The sequence below is a fragment of the Zobellella aerophila genome (assembly GCF_039539325.1).
Lineage (GTDB): Bacteria > Pseudomonadota > Gammaproteobacteria > Enterobacterales > Aeromonadaceae > Oceanimonas > Oceanimonas aerophila.
This window is the reverse complement of record NZ_BAABCX010000001.1, coordinates 1,071,251-1,090,231: the sequence shown is the minus strand read 5'-3', so window position 1 is coordinate 1,090,231 and position 18,981 is coordinate 1,071,251. Positions and strand designations below refer to the sequence as shown.

Sequence of the window (18,981 nt, the reverse complement as noted above, 5' to 3'; positions counted from 1 at the left end):
CTCGGGCGCGTGGTCAATGTTTACAGGCCCTGGCATTCCACGCAGAGCACATACTGGCCTTTGATGTCGTCCAGCTGGCTGATCATGCTCAGCTCCTGCTCGAGCCGGTCGCCGGCCGATTGCAGGGACGCCGGCAGCCAGGCGGCCAGGGCATCGTCCAGGCTGAGCGGGCTGTCGAGGAACAGCTCTTCCAGCAGCAGGTCCTTGGCGGAAGGCGCCAGGCGCACCGGCTTGACCCGGTAGCTGGGCAGTTCGGCCAGGGTGGCGGCACCTTGCAGGGCATCGTCCAGGTAACCCAGTTCATCCACCAGGCCCAGGCGCTGGGCGTCCCGGCCGGTCCACACATGGCCCTGGGCGGCGGCTTCCACCTGCTCCGTGCTCAGGCTCCGGCCCTTGGCCACCAGGCTGACAAACTGGTTGTAGGTGTGTTCCACGCCCAGCTGGATCAGTTCCTTGGTGTGCTCGGGCAGGCCCGTGGTCAGGCCGCCGCCGACGAAATCGGTGGTGCCCACACCATCGGTATTCAGGCCCAGCTTCTCAAAGGCTTCTTCAAAGGTGAGGAACAGGCCGAACACGCCGATGGAGCCGGTGAGGGTGGTGGGGGCGGCGTAGATGCGGTCGGCATCGGCGGCAATCCAGTAGCCACCGGAGGCGGCCGTGCTGCCCATCGACACTACCAGCGGTTTGCCGCTGTCTTTAAATTGCAGCAGGGCGGTGCGGATCTGCTCGGCGGAGAAGGCGCTGCCGCCGGGGCTGTCGATGCGCAGCACCAGGGCATGGATGTCCGCATCCAGCCGGGCTTCATTGATCAGTTCGCTCAGGTGTTCGTCGCTGACGGTATTACTGGCGGGCTCGCCGCTCATGATGGCGCCGCTGGCGGTGATGATACCGACGGCGGGGGCGCTGTCCTGGGTTTTTTTGGCGCGGGCCAGGTAGGCGTCGATTTCCACGCTGGAGTAGTGATTCAGCTCGCTGTCCCAGCCCACGGTTTCGGCCACGGTCTGTAGCATTTCGGTGCGGCTGGCGAGGCGGTCGACCAGCTTGAGGGATTCGGCATATCTGGCCGGGTCGCCGTCAACCGCATGGAAACGGGCCAGCAACTGCTCCTTGCTGGGCGCGATATGGTCATGGGGGATGTTGCGCAACTTGGCCACCTGCTCCTGGTAATGTTGCCACAGCTGGTTGAGCCAGCGCAGCGTATCTTCCCGGCTTTCCTTTGACATGTCGTCCCGCAGGTAGGGTTCGACGAAGGATTTATAGGTGCCCACCCGGAACACATGGGGGGTGATGTTAAAGCGCTCGAAGGCCGATTTGTAGTGCAGCCGATAGACGCCCATGCCCTGGATGGTCACGGCACCGGCTGGGTTGAGCATGATCTCGTCCGCATGGGCGGCCAGATAAAACTGGCCCTGGGTATAGTAGTCGGCGATGGCATACACCGGCTTGCCGGAGGTCTTGAAGTGTTCGAGGGCGGCGCCGACTTCGTCCAGTTTGGTCAGGCTGGACTCGGTCATGTTTTGCAGCCGCAGCACCACGGCGCCGATGCGCTGATCGTTGCGGGCCAGCTCCAGTGCCTCTTTTATCCGGCTCAGGCTGGTCGGCGGCGGTGTGGTATCGCCGCTCAGCCATTTCTGCATCAGCCGGCGGGTGTTGGGAATGTCGTCCTGCTCCAATATTGGGCCTGTGAGGGAGAGGGTCAGGGCCGCGTGATCGGGCAGGGGCACCGCTTCTTCCTTGCTGGTGAAGATCAGGATAACAAACACCAGCACCAGCAGAAAAAGCAGGTTGATAATCAACATACGAATGGCATTCAGCACCCGACCCAGGATGCGGAAAAACCATTTAATGGCAGACCACATAACGACGCCCTAATTAAGAATATTTGGTTAATCAAAACATTATGGCCTTGTCGGCGGCACAATGCCATGGTGGAAGCTCCGGCGTCATGTAAACAATCGTTTGAAAAAGGTGTTTTAATCCATTAGCCTGAAGCTGTCATTCGTTTTCACTTTTGGCGGAGGGAGCATGAGTCGTTATCCCCAGTTACTGGCGCCCCTGGATTTGGGCTTTACCCAGTTGAAGAATCGAGTGCTGATGGGCTCCATGCACACCGGCCTGGAAGAAGAGCCGGGCGGGTTTGAAAAGTTGGCCGCCTTTTATGGGGAGCGGGCCCGGGGCGGGGTAGGGCTGATTATCACCGGCGGCATCGCCCCCAATTTCCGGGGGCGGCTGATGGCGCATTCGGCCCAGCTCAGTTTCCCCTGGCAGCTGGCCAGGCACCGGTTGGTGACGGAGGCGGTGCATCGGGAAGGCGGTAAGATCGCCCTGCAAATACTGCACGCCGGTCGTTATGCCTACCACCCGTTTCTGCAGGCCCCCTCCGCCGAACAGGCCCGCATCAGTCCCTTCAAGCCGCGAGTGATGAGTGAACGCCAGATCCACGACTGCATCGCGGATTTTGCCCATACCGCCGACTTGGCCCGGCGGGCCGGTTATGACGGGGTGGAGATCATGGGTTCGGAAGGCTACCTGCTCAATCAGTTTATCTGTGCCCGCACCAACCACCGGCAGGACGCCTGGGGCGGCAGCTTCGAACGCCGCATCCGTTTTCCGCTGGAGATAGTGCGGGCGGTGCGGTCGGCGACGGGCCCGGAGTTTATCATTATCTTCCGGCTGTCGATGCTGGACCTGGTGGAGCAGGGTTCCACCCTGGAAGAAGTGATCGCCCTGGGCCAGGCCCTGGAGCGGGAAGGCGTCAACCTGATCAACACCGGCATCGGCTGGCATGAAGCGCCGGTACCCACCATCGCCAGCAGCGTGCCGCGCGCCGCCTTCAGCTGGGTAACGGCCCGGGTGCGCGCCTCCCTGACAGTGCCGTTGATCGCCACCAACCGCATCAATACCCCTGAGGTGGCGGAACAGATACTGGTGCAGGGCGAGGCGGACCTGGTGTGCATGGCGCGGCCCTTGCTTGCGGATGCGGATTTCGTCAACAAGGCGGCGGCGGATCTGGGCCGGCTGATCAACACCTGTATCGCCTGCAACCAGGCCTGCCTGGATCAGGTGTTCGAGGGGCGGCGGGCCAGTTGCCTGGTCAATCCGCGCGCCTGTTATGAAACCGAGCTGAATTTCGTGCCCGGCACGCGACCCAGGCGGCTGGCGGTAGTCGGCGCCGGGCCGGCGGGGCTGAGCTTTGCCTGCCATGCCGCCGAGCGGGGCCATAGGGTGACCCTGTTCGAACGCGCCGCCGAAATCGGCGGCCAGTTCAACTACGCCAAGCAGATCCCGGGCAAGGAAGAGTTTTACGAGACCCTGCGCTATTTCCATCACCGCCTGGTCCGGGCCGGGGTGCGGCTGCGGTTGAACACCGAGGCGACCCCGGCGTTGCTGGGCGAAGGCTTCGATGACGTGATACTGGCCACCGGCGTCCGGCCCCGGACCCCGGAGATTGCCGGCATCGACCATCCCAAGGTACTCGGTTACCTGGATGTGCTGGCCCGCCACGTCCCCGTGGGCAAGCGGGTGGCGATCGTGGGCGCCGGCGGCATCGGTTTTGATATGGCCGAATATCTGGTGGCGGAGGCCGGGCAATCCCGGGCCGACTGGTTGGTGCAATGGGGCATAGACGTCCAATATCAAAAGGCCGGTGCCCTGATGGCAAGGGGGGCCGTTGCGTCCGGACGTGAGCTGTGGCTGCTGCAGCGCAAGCCGGGTAATCCGGGCAAGACGCTGGGCAAGACCACCGGTTGGATCCACAAGGCCAGCCTCCGGCAGCATAGGGTCAACATGTGGGGCGGGGTGGTTTATCAACGGATAGATGACCGGGGGCTGCATATAGAGAAAGACGGCGAACGGCTGTGCCTGGCGGTGGATAATGTGATTATCTGCGCCGGCCAGGAGCCGGAGCGGCAACTGCAGGCGGGGTTGGCGGCCGGGGGCCTGCCGGTGCATCTGATCGGCGGCGCCGACCTGGCGGTCGAGCTGGACGCCAGGCGGGCTATCCGCCAGGGGGCCGAGCTGGCGGCGGTGATCTGACCCTGCGGGCAATAGCTGAATGAGGGTTATTTTCATTTGGCCTTGTGCTAAGGTATCGCCATCGTTGTTAGGAGATCCCGATGGACGCACTTGAGTTATTGCTGAACCGTCATTCTTGCCCCCGCCTGGCCGAGCCGGCACCGGCGGGCCCGGCGCTTGACGCCATATTCAACGCCGGCCTGCGCGCGCCGGATCATGGCGGCCTGATGCCCTGGGAGTTTATCGTGTTTGCCGGCGAGCAGCGCGATGCCCTCGGGCAGATCCTTGCCCAGGCCGCGCAAAAACGCGGTGATGCAGAAGATAAGGTGGAGAAGGCCCGCCTGGCCCCACTACGGGCGCCCTTGGTGATCGCCGTGGCCGCCAAGGTCAAACCCAGTGACAAGGTGCCGCCCCTGGAGCAGCAGCTGTCCGCCGGTTGCGCGCTGATGGCGATGCAGATGGCGGCCCAGGCTCAGGGGTTCAACGGTATGTGGCGTTCCGGCTGGTTTATTTTCGATCAGTTTGTTCACCGGCAGCTCGGGCTGGCGGGCGAGGATCAGCTGGTGGGTTTCCTGTATCTGGGTACCCCCCTGGTGGAAGTGCGCAAGCTGCCGGAGCGGGATCCCGCCCAGTTTGTGCGTTACTTCGGGGAATAGTGCGCAACTGGGGACAGGCTTGACCCTGGTGGGAGGCCTGACCCCGGGCCAAGAAGATGAGAAGCAAGGCGGCGAGGTCGCCGCTCCCACAGCGTTCCATCCCCAATTCCGGCTCACTATTCCCCGGACTTACCCCTTTGCTCCAGTAGCTGCAGTGCTTCCTGGGTGTTCAGATTAAAGAAAGCCTCGGTTTCGTCGCTGAAATCGACCGGAACCAGCTCGTGTCGTTGATACCAGAGTTGTAGCTTGCGATCGCCGCCATCGAGGTAATTGCACAGGGAAGGCAGCAAGGATTGGTGCAGCAGGGCGGTGGCGGCATGGATCCGCCGCCCGTCGTCGACCACCGCTATCTGGTCGTGGCGCTGCACCGCGCGGCACAGGCGGGATGCCAGATCCAGCGGGATCAGGGGGCTGTCACAGGGCACGAACAATACCCATTCGCTGGGTGCATGGGCCAGCCCGGCTTCAAAGCCGGCCAGTGGTCCGGCAAAACCATAACATTCATCCTGGATCACATGGGCCAGTTGCCGGTAACGGGGCACGTTGCGGTTGGCGTTGATCAGTACGGCGGCGACCTGGGGCTTGAGTCGCTCCAATACATGCTGGGCCAGGGGCTTGCCCCACAGGGAGAGCAGGCCTTTGTCGGCACCTTGCATGCGGCGGCCTTCTCCTCCGGCAAGGATAACGGCGGTAATGTCTTTCGGGTCTAGCATAGTGATTCCGTGGCTGGCAGCTTGCCCTTCAATACTAACCCTTTAACAGGTGGGTTTCTTTAGCCCGATTTTGTTTTTTCTGTCTTTTCCTGTTGTCTCTTAATCCTTTGGCAACATAATTGGCGAAAAAATCTTTGGTCTCGGCACTTAAGGTAGTTCAATGACAACAATAAAATATCCGGATGGTCCTTTCAGCGGTCGTCCCCTGCTCGCCTTGCTGGCCGTGATGGCGTTGATGCTGGCGGCCGCCAACCTGCGTGGCGGCTTGGTGGTGGTGGGGCCCTTGGTTCAGGAGATCCGTGACGCCCTGCAGATCAGCTCCAGTGGCTTCAGCATGCTCACCACACTGCCGTTGATCTGCTTCGGGGGCATGTCCATCTGCGTGCCCTGGCTGACCCGTCGCTGTGCCCCTCAGTTCCTGGCGATTTCCGGTCTGCTGGTGATCAGCATAGGGGCCGGATTGCGGGTGACGGAAAGCTATGCCCTGGTGATTGCCGGCACCCTGTTGCTGGGCTTGGCCATTGCCCTGCTCAACGTCTTGATCCCCGGCCTGGTGAAAGCCTTTTTCCCCCGCAAGATGGGGATGATGACCGGCCTGTATTCGGTCACCCTGAGCCTGGGGGCCGGTCTGGGGGTATATCTGGCGGTCCCGCTGATGAACCATTTTGGCAGCTGGCGTTACCCCATGGTGCTGTGGGCCTTATTTCCCCTGGTCAGCCTGCTGTTCTGGCTGCCGATGCTGAAGGCGAAAGGGGTGGGCAGGCCGCAAAACCCGGTCAAGGTCAGCCTGTGGCGTGATGGCCTGGCCTGGTCCATTACCTTCTATATGGGCCTGCAGTCGTTCTTTTTCTACTCCATGGCCACCTGGCTGCCCAAGATGCTGATCGACACCGGCCTGGATGCCGGACAGGCCGGCAATGCCACGGCCATGATCAACCTGGTCAGCATCCCCTTCAACCTGTTTGTGCCTATCCTGGCGGCCCGGATGGGCAGCCAGCGGCCGCTGGCGGTGGCCATCTTCCTGTTGTCCGTGATCGGCCTGGGAGGGCTATGGTGGGATGCGGCGGCGACGCCTTGGCTGTGGGCCTCGTTGATTGGGGCGGGGGGAGGGGGGGCCCTGAGCCTAGCGTTGTCGTTCTTTGTGCTGCGCGCCAGCAACACCGCCCAGGCCACGGCCTTGTCGGCCATGGCGCAGAGCATCGGTTATTTGCTGGCGGCGGTGGGGCCCTTCCTGCTGGGTATGTTGAAGGATCTGAGCGGCACCTGGCAGCTGGCCTTGTTGCTGTTGATGATGATGCAGTTGATCCAGTTCGGCTGTGGCTGGCATGCGGCGAGGGCCATCAATGTGGTGCCCGATCAGGATAAAGCCGGGTCGGCCCTGCAAAAATTGAAAAGCCCCAACCGGTGAGGCCGGGGCTGGTTTTATGAGGCATCCATCAAGGCCGGTAGGCCGGCATGGGTGCCATGATGTGCACATAGGGGGTATCCCGCCACATCACCCAGGGGCCGCCATTGTTGTGATCCGTTGGCAGTCCTTCCAGCATGGCGGCATCGGGCACCAGTATCATCAGGTGGGGCACCGGCTCGGTGATCCACTCGTTGCTGTCGCTGGGTCCGCTGGCATAGGGGTCGGTATTGCTCTCGGGGGAACCGCCCTGCAGCATATAGCCGAACCCCAGCTCCTTGGTGACCGGCGTCGTTTTATTTACCCAGGCATTCAACCAGTCCAGCCAGGGCGCATCCAGGCACATGGGATCGTTACCGGGTGTGGCCGGCATATCCGGCAGGCAGGTCCAGCCGTTGGTACCCTGACGCAGCGTCGGCATCTCGGCGGCCATGTCGGCCGGCCAGTCGAGGATGGTGGCGGTGGCACTGACGGAGGGCGGCGCAGCGCTCATGGCGCTGGCAATTTTTTCTTCCGGGGTTGCCGCGAGGGAGAAACTGCAGCTCATACCGAGTATCACGCCCAGGGTAACGCGCGGAAGCGGAACCAAACCGTTCATTGTTATTAGCTCCTTACCATTGCTGCCTGCGTTAACCGGGGCGGTCAAGGCTAGATTGAGGCAGCATTTTAGTCTTAGCAGGGCGGCTGGAGGCTGTCAATGAACCTCATGGGCTGAGCTCGGTCAATTGGCCGTAGTTGACCGGTGCCGGCCAGTGCCCGGGTTGTCGGGGCACGGGTTTTCCCTGGCTGAGCATGATGGCGGCATTGATCCAGCCGGCATGGCCCACCGCCAGCCTGGTACCGTGCGGATGGCCAGACAGCCATAGCTCGACCCGGGTAAACAGCTCGGACAAAGATTCACCCTTGCCCGGATGGTGTTCGGCAAAATCGGCGCACCAGAGGTCCATGGCGTGTTTGCCGATATGGTGCCAGGGCTGGCCATCCCAGTTGCCAAAGTCGAACTCCAGCAGCGCCGGTTCCCGCACCAGTTCCCAGCCCTGGCTGTGCAGTATTTCTCCCACCAGCCGGGAACGCTGCAGGGGGCTGACATATATTTTTTTCGGCAAGTGATGACGATGGGCAAAGCGCTGTATCCGTCCGGCCAGTCGGCGGGCCTTGCGCGTATCGATCGCCAGATCGGTGCGGCCCAGGCAGATACCGGCGGCGTTAATCGGCCTGGGATGGCGCCAGATGAATAAACGCATTTTACGCTTCCTTAGGCCAGGTTGAGTCCGCCGGCCAGGCCGGCATAGATGGCCAGCTCACTGAGCTGCTGGGTGGCGCCCAGGCCGTCTCCGGTATATCCCGCCAGGCGGCGCATCAGCAACCTGGCCATGTAGAGACCGGCCAGCATGGCCAATACCCCCGCCAGCAGCCAGCTGGCCGGGGGTATCTGGGACTGGGTGGGGATCAGTATCGCCAGCGGCATGAGCACCCACAGGGCGGCGAGCAGGCCCTGCTGCCGGGTAAGCTGCTGCGCCATGGGCTTGGCCTTGGCATGCTCCAGGCTGCCGCCATAAGGCAGGCAGGCGATCAGGCTGATACAGGTCAGTCGGGAAGCACCGTGACCGATCACCAGAGCCGGCACTGCCCATTCGAGCGGCAGGCTGGCCAGCAGGCTGACTTTCAGCAGCAGCGCCAGCACCAGTCCCAGGGTGCCGTAGGTTCCCAGGCGCGAGTCCTTCATGATGGTCAGTGCCTGTTCTCGGGTGAGTCCCCCACCCAGGCCATCACAGGTATCGGCCAGGCCGTCTTCATGAAAGGCACCGGTCAGGCGAATGCTGAAGGCGGTGCTGCCGACGGCGGCGACCAGGGGAGAATACAGTTGTGCCAGGCCCCAGTACACGGCGGCGCTCAACAGTCCGACCAGCAGTCCCACGGCGGGAAAATGACGGCTGCTCTGATGCAGCCAGTCGGGATGGTAGCCGGGCAGGGCCGGTACCGGGATGCGGGTGAGAAACTGCACGGCAACCAGCAGTAGGCGGGCCTCGTGTTTCAGCATGGGGCCTGCTCCTGCCGGCTGATCCCGGCCGAGTCGAAGCTGGCCATTTCCTCGAGGAAGGCGGCGGCCGACAGCAGCAGGGGATAAGCCAGGGCGGCGGCGCTGCCTTCGCCCAGCCGCATGCCCAGATCAAGCAGGGGCTCGGCGTTCAGCAGGGCCAGCAGTTGCCGGTGACCGGGCTCTCCCGAGCGATGGGCAAACACGGCGTAGTCGCGCACGCCGGGGGCCAGCCGCTCGGCCACCAGCAGGGCGGTGCCGGCGATAAATCCATCCATCAACAGGACACGCCGCTGGCTGGCCGCCATGATCAGGGCGCCGGCCATCATGGCGATCTCCAGGCCACCGAAGGCCGCGAGGGTGTCCAGGGGCGCCTGTGCCTGCGGGTGGCGAGCCAGTACCCGGCAGAGGATATCCTGTTTACGCGCCAAGCCCTCATCATCCAGGCCGGTACCCCGGCCGATGCACAGCGACAGCGGCAGCTCGCCCAGACGGGCCAGCAACAGGCTGGCGGCGGAGGTATTGCCGATGCCCATGTCACCGACGATCAGCAGGTTGCCGGGCATCCGTTCGACGACGCTCATGCCGGCCTGCAGTGCCCGGATACATTCGTCGCGGGTCATGGCGGCTTCATGTAGGGCATCGCGGCTGCCCCGGCGGATTTTATGGTTCAGCAATAGGGGATGCTCGGCAAACTCGGCGTCTACACCGGCATCAACCACCCGCAAGGCGATGCCATGCTGACGGGCGAACACATTGATGGCCGCGCCCTGGTTGAGGAAGTTATGCACCATCTGTGCGGTCACCGCGCCGGGATAAGCCGATACACCATGCCTGCTCAGGCCATGGTCGGCGGCGAATACCCGGATTTGCGGCTGGCTTATGCGTGGGGCCCGGGTGTGCTGGATCAGGCCCAGTTGCAGGGCCAGTTGTTCCAGCCGGCCCAGGGCGCCGAGCGGCTTGGTCTTGTTGTCGATAGCCTCCTGCAACTGCCTGGCCAGGGCGGCATCGGCGAGTGGGGGTATGGCTGGTAACACAAGGGCATCGCGGGCGCTGGGCATATCATTCTCGAGTAAATGGGCAAGCCGCCAATCATAGCATCCAGGTGCACAATTGAGGCCAACCGGGCCGAATTTGTTATTTTAATGGCGCTGGTCGTTGGCCGGCTGTGCGTCGGCTTTTTTCGTACCAAACCGTCGATATTGCTCAAAACCGGGCTTGGGCGGGGTTGGGCTTGCCGCCGGGGGGCGGCTTGCCTATGCTGCCTCCCATTAACCGGAAACAGTGTCTTTTTTCAGGAAATTCTGCATGCGACGAATCCTGCTGTTGCTCGCCACACTCGCCTTCTTGCATGGCTGTGGCAGCATTCAAAACATCAGCCCCATTGATCCCGCTTCTCCCGAGACGAGTGGTTACCGGGCCGAAGGAAAGGCTTCCTTCTATGGCAGCCGGCACCACGGACGGAAAACCGCCAGCGGTGAAAAATTTAATAAGCACGCCCTCACAGCCGCCCATCGCACCCTGCCGTTCGGTACCCGGGTGCGGGTGACCAACCTGCGCAACCACAAATCGGTGGTGGTGCGTATCAATGATCGCGGTCCTTACAGCCGGGGCCGGGTCATCGATCTGTCCGAGCAGGCCGCCAGAGAGCTCAGTATGACCCGGGCAGGGGTGGTGCCGGTCGAGATTGTCGAGCTTAAATAGCTTATCCGGGTCAATACTAATAACGATACCTCTGCGGTTTGTTGGGAGAATACCTTGGTTGCCTGGCCTGCGATTATCAAATATTCAGGGGAAGACGAGCTGAGCTATATCGGCAGTCAGTCCGAATGGGAGCTGGATGCGGAGCTGTATGCCGCCAGCCTGGAGGCGGGCGACAGCTTGATCGACGGCCAGGGCCAGATCTATGCCCTGGTAAAAAACGATCAGCAAAGGGTGGTTCCCCGGCCCAGCGGGCAGTCTGCGACACTGGCGGAACTGGTCACCCTGCTCAGGGGCCATGCCGCCCAGTCCGGTGTCTGCTGTGTCGCCAAGTTGAACGCGCGTACCATAGCGGAGGCGATTGCCCTGGTCGAATCGATCGGCGATCTCTGAGCCGGCCGCTGCCGGACCAGGCGCGGGCTTTGCTATGCTTGAGGCTGGCCTCTGTGAGGGAGGCCGTCAGGAGGAAAGCGCATGCATCAGCCATTAGACGAACAGGCTTTGGATCAGTTATTCAGCAAGGCCCGCACCCATAACGCCTGGCTCAACAAGCCGGTGAGCGACGACACCCTGCATCGGCTCTATGAGCTGATGAAGTGGGGGCCGACCAGTGCCAACTGTTGCCCCGCCCGCATCCTGTTCCTGCGCACGGCCGAGGCCAAGCAACGGCTGCTGCCGGCGCTGGCGCCCGGCAATGTGGACAAGACGATGGCGGCCCCGGTCACCGTTATCCTGGGCTATGACGGCAGGTTCTATGAACAATTGCCCAGGCTGTTCCCCCATGCGGATGCGCGTGCCTGGTTTGCCGACACCCCCGAGTTGGCCACCGCCACCGCCCGGCGCAACAGCTCGTTGCAAGGCGCCTACCTGATGCTGGCTGCCCGAGCCCTGGGGTTGGATTGCGGCCCCATGTCCGGCTTCAACCAGGCCAGGGTCGACCACGAATTTTTCCCCCGAGAAGACCGCCAGGATGAGTTTCAGCAGGAATACTTCCCGGACAGCCATATCAAGACCAATTTCCTCTGCAACCTGGGCTACGGCGATCCGTCGCAGCTGTTTCCCCGCGGTCCGCGGCTGGGCTTCGACGAGGCCTGCAAGCTGCTGTGATGTCCAGGGCGCGCGCACCAGCCCGCCCAGTCGGGGGCGGCGATCACCGGTGGCCCTGAATCCGTTCGGGTACACCACTTTGTCCGAATACATTCGGATCTGCAAAAGACCAGGGGTCGTCCGCTCAGCCCTCTCTCTGCTGTTCCCGGTGGGTCTTCTGGCCGTTATGCTCCACCGTCTGGGTGTCGATAAGTCCTGGCGGCTGGCACTGGCTGTTCTGGCCCGGGGTTAGGTAGGGGCGCAGCAGCGGCTCCATGCCTTTCAGCACCTGCACCGGCAGTGCCGAGGTAAAGCGGAACTTGTCCGACTGGCTGCCCGGTACATAGGCGGTCAGGGTGCCGAAATGGTTTTCTCCCAGGTAGAACACGAAGGTGGCGGTGCGGTTGCGAGCCTGGGAAGACAGCACCTGGCCGTAACGGCTGACGGTTTCGAGACGGTTATCACCGGTCCCGGTCTTGCCGCCCAGGGTAAGGGGGGTGCCGTCTTCCAGCTTGAAGCTGCCCTGCAGGCGCCGTGCCGTGCCCCCTTCCACCACATCGGACAGGGCGCTGCGCAGGGCGGCGGCTACCTCGGCGGGCATGACCCGCTGGCCGCGGGAGGGATCCCGGCCAAGCCGGGTCTCGTAGGGAGTGCCTGTGGCAAAATGCAGGCCGTCGATACGTACCGTCGGCAGCCGTACCCCGTCGTTCAGGATGATGCCCATCAGCTCGGCCAGGGCGGCGGGTCTGTCACCGGAACTGCCGATGGCGGTGGCCAGGGAGGGGACCAGGTGATCGAAGGGAAACCCCAGTCGCCGCCAGCGTTGATGAATGTCGAGGAAGGCTTCCACTTCGAGCATGGTGCGGATCCGGTTGTCGCGGGCGCTGCGGTGCCGGGTCTTGAACAACCAGCCATACACCTCCTGGCGTTGCTCCTGGCTGGCGGTGGCGGCGTCACTATAGGTCGCCTGGGGATTATCCTGTAAATAGCCGAGCAGCCACAGCTCCAACGGGTGGACGCGGGCGATATAGCCCTGGTCGGGCAGGCTGTAGGCGCCCGGACCATAGCTGTGATACAGGTCGGCAATGCGTTTGTCGGTGAGCTTTTCATTGGGCAGCCGCTGGTGCAGGAAGGCGGCGAAGGCCTCAGGATCCGCGTCCGGCATCAGGTAGCGGTGCACGGCCGACAGGCGCGTCGGGGTGGCCCGCAGGCCGTCGAAGAAGGTGTCCAGCCGGGTCTGTTCGTCCTTGCCCTGATATTTACGCCAGAAACGCAGTAAAAACACCCGTCCTTCCCGATCGGCGAAGCGGCTCAGGTATTCCCGGCGGCGGGGATCCTTGTCGTCGGCCAGCAGCTGGGTGCGGTTTTCGTTCAGGTGGATGCTGTAGCGCACTATGTCCCGCATCAGGCGGACAAAGGGCAGGTTGATGGACTCACGAAGTGCCTCCATCAGGGTTGGGTTGCGGCCATTGTCTTCCTTGCGGAAGTTATGGAAGGTGTGTATGCCGCCGCCGGTGAAGAAGCGTTCGCCGGTGCCGGCGGAATAGCGCCGGTTGAGCGCGGCCTGCAGCATGCTGGTCAGGTCAGGGTCCGGGTTGCGCAGCAGATAATCGATGGCCCAGCGGCTGAGCAGATCCTGGCGGTCGACTTCGACCTGGCGCAGGGCCTCCCTGCCGAGGTGGGCATAGCGCTGGTGCAGCTCGGCGATGATTTCCAGGTAGGTGGTCAGCACCCGCAACTTGGCGGTCGAACCCAGCTCCAGCTTGCTGCCCTCATTGATATCAAAGGGTTGATTGGTGTTGTCTGTCTGCACTCGGACCTGGAAGCTGTGCGGGCCGCGTTCAAACAGGGTAAAGCTGTAATTGACCTCCTGGGTCTTTTCCGGCGACAGCAGCCGCTCGCCAAACAAGCCTATCTCCCGGGCAAAGTCGGGATCGGCCAGCCGGTGCAGATAGTCGGTGACCTGTTGTTGCAGCTCGTCCTGCAAGGTGGTACTGGCCGACAGATCGAGCCGGTCGAGATCATACATGGACAACCCCAGCAATTTGCCCAGGCGGCTGCGGGCAACCTGTAATCCCTTGTTGCCCTCGACGGGCATCACCGCCGACGCCTGCCGGAAATCCCGGAAGCTCAACGGTTGCGCCAGCGCCGCATCGCGCAGCGGCGGGCTGATCAGCCCGTCCCGGGCCAGCAGGCGCAGATAGCTGTCGGTCAGTGACTCCAGCTCTTCCCGGCCGCGGACCAGATAATAGGACGGACGGCGATGGGCAATCATCAGGGACAGCACCTGGCGCAAGGCCAGCCCCTGCTCATCCAGGGAGAGGGTCTGCACATAATCCGGCGTCAGCAACTGGTTGATCCTGTTGAAGTCGGCACCGTACCAGACCCAGAGACCATCGCCGATGCCGTGTATCTCACCATAACCGGGCGCGGCCGCCAGGGGCACGGAATTCAGGTAGGCCAGGGCAATTTCCTGACGGGCGGCCAGGGTTTCCGGTCCATCCTGGTAGGCGCGGACACTGGCGGAAATCATCTGCCGCAGTTTTTCCTTGGGGGAAACGGTCAGCCCATTCGGGGAGTGACGATATTTTTCGACCTGGGTGGCCAGGGTGCTGCCGCCGGCGGAGTCATCCTGTATGTCCAGCGCCCTGCCGACCTGGGACAGTGCCGCCTTGGCAAAACGGGGCCAGTCGACCGCCGGATTGACCTGGGCGTATTCGTTGCTGAGCAGGTCCTTGTTTTCGACAAACAACAAGGCCTGCAACACCAGCGGCGGTATGGCGGTAAAGTCAGCATAATGACGCCGGGGGTAACTATGGTGGTAGATGGGCTCGGCGCGGCAGTCGTTGATCACCAGCCCGGCCTGGGTTTTTTCCTGATAGGGGGTGAAAAAGCCACGCCTGGAGTAATCGAGCAGGGCGGGAGAAAACTGTACCTGCTGCTCGATGATAAAGTCGCGTTGCTGCAGCCGTTCGAGCAGGGCCGGCAGCGTGCTGTAGCCCAAGCGTTTGTCGAAGGGACCCGCTCCTGGATAGTGAATGGCGTCGCTGGGGCCGGGCTCGACCCTGTAGGTGAGGGTGCTGGCATAGCGGGATAGCTGCCTGGCCTGCAATTGGGAAGTACGCATCTCATAGGCAACGAACACCGCGGCGGCGGCTAGCAGCATAAACAGCACCAGCCAGATCAACAGGCGTCCTCGGGACTTGCGCCTGACCGGTTTGGGCAGGCGGACAGAGGCCATTTCTTCTTCGGTGAAGGCGATAGCGGTAGACTCCGTTTGTTGCATGCCACCCATGTTAGACCCCCCAGTGCCATTATTATTAGCCACCTATTCCAAGCGTAGCCGTACGGCGACGGATCAGGGGGCATTTTGAAAAATATTATGCGGCGGTATGCCAGCGGGATGAGGAGGGCAAGTATACTGATATCGCTGAGTTTTTTGGTAGCGGGCGACGATGAAAGTTTGTGATGGGCACGGTGAATGCGATTGTTTTAACTTATTACGCCTTGCACGATAACCGTTGTTGTACTAAATCGCTGTTCCGAATAGGAGGTCACTCGAGACAGCGACCGGGTATCGCTAAGCAGAGCCTCTGCGCCAGGGTCGAAAAATGCTCCTGCATTTTCGATATTTCCGCCGTCCATGGCGGTCAGATGGTGCAGCGGAGCCCACATGGGGCGAGCTTGCTCGCCGTGACGAGGTGTTTTAACCCAATCGAATATCCAGTGAATGTTCGCAGTGGGTTGAAACATCGAGTGTCATGTCTGCATGGCGTGTCTGCGTGCGCTACCCGGTCGATGTAGCCGTATTAGGTACAGTTATTTAGCTGTTCAGGCCTGCTCGGCCCATGCCAGCTGCCGGGCCTGCTGCTGCAGCCGGTACATGGCGCTATACAGCCCCTGGGGGCGGGCCATCAGCTGGCGGTGACTGCCCTGCTCGACCAGCTCGCCGTGTGACAGCACCAGGATCCGGTCGGCGCCGCTGATGGTCGACAGCCGGTGTGCCACCACTATCATGGTCACTTTGCCGTGCAGCTCCTTGAGCGCCCTCTGCACCACCTGCTCGGTTTCGCTGTCGACATTGGCGGTGGCCTCGTCCAGCAGCAGTATCCTGGGCGAGGCCGCCAGCGCCCGGGCGATCACCAGTTGCTGCCGCTGCCCGGTCGACAACCGGGTGCCCCGTTCGCCCAGCCGGGTGTCGAAACCGGATTCCAGCTCGTCGATCAGCGGCAGCAGGTGGGCCTGCCGTGCCGCCCGCTCTACCTGTGTCCTGGGCAGGCCGCGGCCCATATCGATGTTGTCATACAGGCTGCCGGCGAGGATGAAGGGATCCTGAGGGATCAGGCCGATCCCTTGGCGCAGGGCGTGTCGGCTGTACAGGTGCAGGGGCGTGTCATCGATGCACACCTGGCCGGCGGCGGGCCGATAGAAGTCCAGCAGCAGGTTGAGCAGGGTGCTTTTGCCGCTGCCGGTGTGTCCCACCACGCCGTAGAACTGGCCGGCGGGTATCTCTATGTCCAGGCCCTTGAAGACCGGCTTGTCGGCCCGGTACTGAAAATGCAGCTGGCGGAAGGCCACCTTGCCGGCATTGATGCGCCGGCGTTGCCGGCCATGCTGCTGGGGCGCTTGGTGCATCAGCTGGTAGACGCGATCACCGGCCACCATGGCCTGTTGATACAGGTTGAAGCGCTGGGTGATTTCCGCGAGGGGTTCGGTGAAGCGGCCGAGGAAATTGAGGAAGGCGTAGAGCACGCCGATTTCGGCCACGCCGGCGGTCTGCTGCCAGCCGAACACTTGGATGATGCCGATCAGCGCCAGCACACTGAGCAGGTCGATGGCGGGCCTGAGCAGCACGGCGCCCACCTTGATGGTTCTCATACGGGCTCGGTAGTAGCGCTGGTTGAGGCTATCGAAGCGGCGGGCGGCGTCGTCTTGCTGGCCACAGGCCTGCAGCACCGCCATGCCGGCAATCGACTCGCTCAGCTCACTGTTGATCTCGGAACGCAGCTGGCGGCTTTCGGCCACGGTTTTCCCGCTCAGTCGTTGATACAGGTAGATGACCCCGACCACGGCGGGGATCAGCAGCAGGGAGACCAGCATCAGCCGCACGTCGAGCAGCGCCATGGCGATGATGATGCCCACCAGCAATACCAGGTTGGTCAGCACCACGGACAGGAACTGCACATACAGATCCTTGATGGCTTCGGTGTCGTTGGTGACCCGGCTCACCAGGCGGCCGGTCCTGGCCCGGTCAAAGAAGGCCATCGGCAGGCGCAGCACATGGGCGAACACCCGCTGCCGTATATCCAGCACGGCGGCCAGGGCCATTTCGGTAAAGCGCAGGGTCTGCTGATACCTGAGCCAGGCGGCGGCCACCTGGCTGAGGATATAGGCCAGCAGCAGGGCGGTGACCGGGCCGGGGGATAGCGCCCGGGCCAGCAGGTAATCATCGATAAACACCTTGGCCAGCACCGGGCCGGCGACATCGGCGGCGGTGGCCAGCAGCAGCAGGATCACCGCCTTGAGCAACAGCCTCTTGTCCCGGAACACATAGTCGAGCAGCAGGCCGAAGGTGGCCTTGCCCTGGGGTTGTTCAGGCTTCATCAAGCACCGCCTCCAGTTGTTGATAGGTCCACATACGCCGGTACCAGCCGTCCTGTCGGCTGAGCTCGGCATGGGAGCCCCTCTGCAGTACCCGGCCGTGGTTGAGCACCAGGATCTGATCCGCGTGCTCCAGTGCCGACAGCCGGTGACTGACAATGATGCAGGATTGGTGACGCCGACTGCGCAAATGACCGAGGATGGCCTGCTCGGTATGCACGTCCACCGCCGATAACGCATCGTCCAGCACCAGGATCGGCGCCTGGCTGAGCAGTGCCCGGGCGATGGCCAGCCGCTGGCGCTGGCCCCCGGACAGGGTCAGGCCCCGTTCGCCCACCTGGGTGTCATAGCCGTCGGGCAGCTGGGCTATGTCCTGATGCACACAGGCCAGCCGGGCGGCCTCGATGATCTGCTCCCGGTCGGCATCCGGGCGGCCGAGGGCGATGTTGTCGGCGATGCTGGCGCTGAACAGGAAGGCGTCTTGCGGTACATAGGCAAATTGCCGGCGCAGGCTGTCCAGGCGGTATTCGGCCAGCCCATGGCCGCCCAGGCGGATCTGGCCCGGCGCCGTGTCCCAGTAGCGCATCAGTAGTTGCAGCAGGGTGCTTTTACCGGCACCGGTGGGGCCGGCAAGGCCCAGGACCTGCCCCTGGCCCAGGGTGAAATGGAGCTGGCGGAGGGCGGCCTGCCGGCTGCCCGGATAGCTGAAATCCAGCTCGGCAACCGCCAGCGCGCAGGAGACGGGTTCTCGCAGCCCCAGATCGGGCACGCTGTCGGGGATGGCCAGCAGGCTGTCGACCCGGGTCAGGGCGGCGCTACCCCGCTCGACGATGTTGAGCAGCCAGCCGAAGGCGAACATCGGCCAGATCAGCTGCACCAGATACAGGGTGAAGCTGGTCAGCTGACCGACGGTCAGCTGCTGATACCAGATAAGCCAGGCGCCAAAGCTCACGGTGAGCAGCAGGGCGGCGGACATGGACAGAAACACCACGGGCTCATACAGGGCCTCGGTTCTGGCCACCAGGAAGTTGCGCTCGGCGGCCTGTTCGGCAATCCGGTCGAAGGCCTTGCTTTCTATCTGCTCGCGGCCCATGGCCTTGACCATGCGTACCCCGGCGATCGCCTCCTGGGTCTTGTCGTTCAGCACCGAAAACTGCTCCAGAGCCGCCTTGAAGTGGTGATGAATGGCGTTGGAAATACGGTAGAAACACCAGCCCATCAGTGGGAAGGGCAGCAGCGCCACCAGCGCCAGGCGCCAGTCGATAAAACCGAACATCATGATCAATACCAGCACCAGGGTGAGCAGGCCGTCGAAGCCGGTGAGCACCCCCTCGCCGGCAGCCATCTCGATGGCGTCGATGTCGTTGGTGGCCCTGGCCATCAGATCCCCGGTATTGTGCCGGCTGTAAAAGGCCTGGCCCTGGCGGGTGAGCCGTTGGTAAAAGCGGCGACGCAGCTGATTGCCGAGCCGGTAGGAGGTACCGAACAGGATCCAGCGCCAGCCCAGCCGCAACAGGTAGATTGCCAGCCCGAGCAGCATGATCCACAGCAGGTAGCGGCCTTCGGCTTGGCCGGCGGCGGGGGTGACCAGCCGGTCCACCGCCTTGCCGATCAGGTAGGGGATGGCCATGTTCATCACCGCCACCGCCGCCAGCATCGCCAGCGACAGGCTGTAGGTGCGCCAGTGGGCCTTGAAGAACCAACCCAGTTGCCAGAAAAGTTGCATACCTGCTCCGAACCAGAAAATAGCGGGTTAACCAAGGCGCG

15 protein-coding genes are annotated in these 18,981 nt (G+C 62.9%); 6 read left to right on the top strand and 9 right to left on the bottom strand.

Translation table 11 applies throughout. The features are described 5' to 3' along the window. Positions 1-20 precede the first annotated feature (20 nt). Entirely contained in the window at positions 21-1,859 is a 1,839-nt protein-coding gene (gene sppA / locus ABD806_RS05065; RefSeq protein WP_344955354.1) for a signal peptide peptidase SppA, read from the bottom strand. Between the two features lie 166 nt (positions 1,860-2,025). Between sppA and ABD806_RS05060 the strand changes: the two genes are divergently transcribed. Then, positions 2,026-4,035 (top strand): FAD-dependent oxidoreductase, encoded by a 2,010-nt coding sequence (locus ABD806_RS05060; protein ID WP_344955352.1) that lies wholly within the window; start codon positions 2,026-2,028, stop codon positions 4,033-4,035. Positions 4,036-4,115: 80 nt separating this feature from the next. After that, positions 4,116-4,670: an NAD(P)H nitroreductase gene (locus tag ABD806_RS05055; RefSeq protein ID WP_344955350.1), complete on the top strand. Its 555-nt coding sequence runs from the start codon at positions 4,116-4,118 to the stop codon at positions 4,668-4,670. A gap of 116 nt (positions 4,671-4,786) precedes the next feature. Here ABD806_RS05055 and mobA read toward each other — a convergent pair whose 3' ends face one another. Beyond that, positions 4,787-5,383, bottom strand: a complete 597-nt coding sequence (gene mobA / locus ABD806_RS05050) for a molybdenum cofactor guanylyltransferase MobA (protein ID WP_344955348.1) — start codon at positions 5,381-5,383, stop codon at positions 4,787-4,789. A gap of 160 nt (positions 5,384-5,543) precedes the next feature. Between mobA and ABD806_RS05045 the strand changes: the two genes are divergently transcribed. Next, complete coding sequence (locus ABD806_RS05045; protein WP_344955346.1) at positions 5,544-6,791, top strand: CynX/NimT family MFS transporter; 1,248 nt, start codon at positions 5,544-5,546, stop codon at positions 6,789-6,791. A gap of 28 nt (positions 6,792-6,819) precedes the next feature. Here ABD806_RS05045 and ABD806_RS05040 read toward each other — a convergent pair whose 3' ends face one another. From ABD806_RS05040 to cobT, 4 genes are all read right to left on the bottom strand, one after another. Continuing rightward, on the bottom strand, positions 6,820-7,386 hold the full coding sequence (locus ABD806_RS05040) for a hypothetical protein (RefSeq protein ID WP_344955344.1): 567 nt from the start codon (positions 7,384-7,386) through the stop codon (positions 6,820-6,822). A gap of 106 nt (positions 7,387-7,492) precedes the next feature. Continuing rightward, positions 7,493-8,032: a histidine phosphatase family protein gene (locus ABD806_RS05035; protein WP_344955342.1), complete on the bottom strand. Its 540-nt coding sequence runs from the start codon at positions 8,030-8,032 to the stop codon at positions 7,493-7,495. A gap of 11 nt (positions 8,033-8,043) precedes the next feature. Further along, a complete protein-coding gene (gene cobS / locus ABD806_RS05030) occupies positions 8,044-8,829 on the bottom strand; it encodes an adenosylcobinamide-GDP ribazoletransferase (RefSeq protein ID WP_344955340.1) in 786 nt (261 codons plus the stop codon). Next, the gene (gene cobT / locus ABD806_RS05025; RefSeq protein ID WP_344955338.1) at positions 8,823-9,863 is read right to left on the bottom strand and encodes a nicotinate-nucleotide--dimethylbenzimidazole phosphoribosyltransferase; all 1,041 of its coding nucleotides are present in this window, start codon (positions 9,861-9,863) and stop codon (positions 8,823-8,825) included. The genes cobS and cobT overlap by 7 nt, the downstream gene beginning before the upstream one ends. Before the next feature lie 271 nt (positions 9,864-10,134). Between cobT and ABD806_RS05020 the strand changes: the two genes are divergently transcribed. The 3 genes from ABD806_RS05020 (at position 10,135) to ABD806_RS05010 (ending at position 11,634) form a co-directional block, all read left to right on the top strand. Continuing rightward, a complete protein-coding gene (locus tag ABD806_RS05020; RefSeq protein WP_344955336.1) occupies positions 10,135-10,530 on the top strand; it encodes a septal ring lytic transglycosylase RlpA family protein in 396 nt (131 codons plus the stop codon). Between the two features lie 54 nt (positions 10,531-10,584). Then, complete coding sequence (locus ABD806_RS05015) at positions 10,585-10,920, top strand: DUF4144 family protein (protein ID WP_344955333.1); 336 nt, start codon at positions 10,585-10,587, stop codon at positions 10,918-10,920. A gap of 81 nt (positions 10,921-11,001) precedes the next feature. Then, complete coding sequence (locus tag ABD806_RS05010) at positions 11,002-11,634, top strand: malonic semialdehyde reductase (protein ID WP_344955331.1); 633 nt, start codon at positions 11,002-11,004, stop codon at positions 11,632-11,634. 124 nt (positions 11,635-11,758) lie between these two features. On the opposite strand, the gene ABD806_RS05005 is transcribed toward ABD806_RS05010, so the two are convergent. From ABD806_RS05005 to ABD806_RS04995, 3 genes are all read right to left on the bottom strand, one after another. After that, entirely contained in the window at positions 11,759-14,908 is a 3,150-nt protein-coding gene (locus ABD806_RS05005; RefSeq protein ID WP_344955328.1) for a transglycosylase domain-containing protein, read from the bottom strand. Between the two features lie 536 nt (positions 14,909-15,444). After that, the gene (locus ABD806_RS05000; protein WP_344955326.1) at positions 15,445-17,217 is read right to left on the bottom strand and encodes an ABC transporter ATP-binding protein; all 1,773 of its coding nucleotides are present in this window, start codon (positions 17,215-17,217) and stop codon (positions 15,445-15,447) included. Beyond that, positions 17,207-18,940 carry an ABC transporter transmembrane domain-containing protein gene (locus tag ABD806_RS04995; protein ID WP_344955324.1) on the bottom strand — a complete coding sequence of 578 codons (1,734 nt, stop codon included), beginning with the start codon at positions 18,938-18,940 and terminating at the stop codon, positions 17,207-17,209. Before ABD806_RS04995 ends, ABD806_RS05000 begins: the two co-directional genes overlap by 11 nt. Positions 18,941-18,981: the final 41 nt, after the last annotated feature.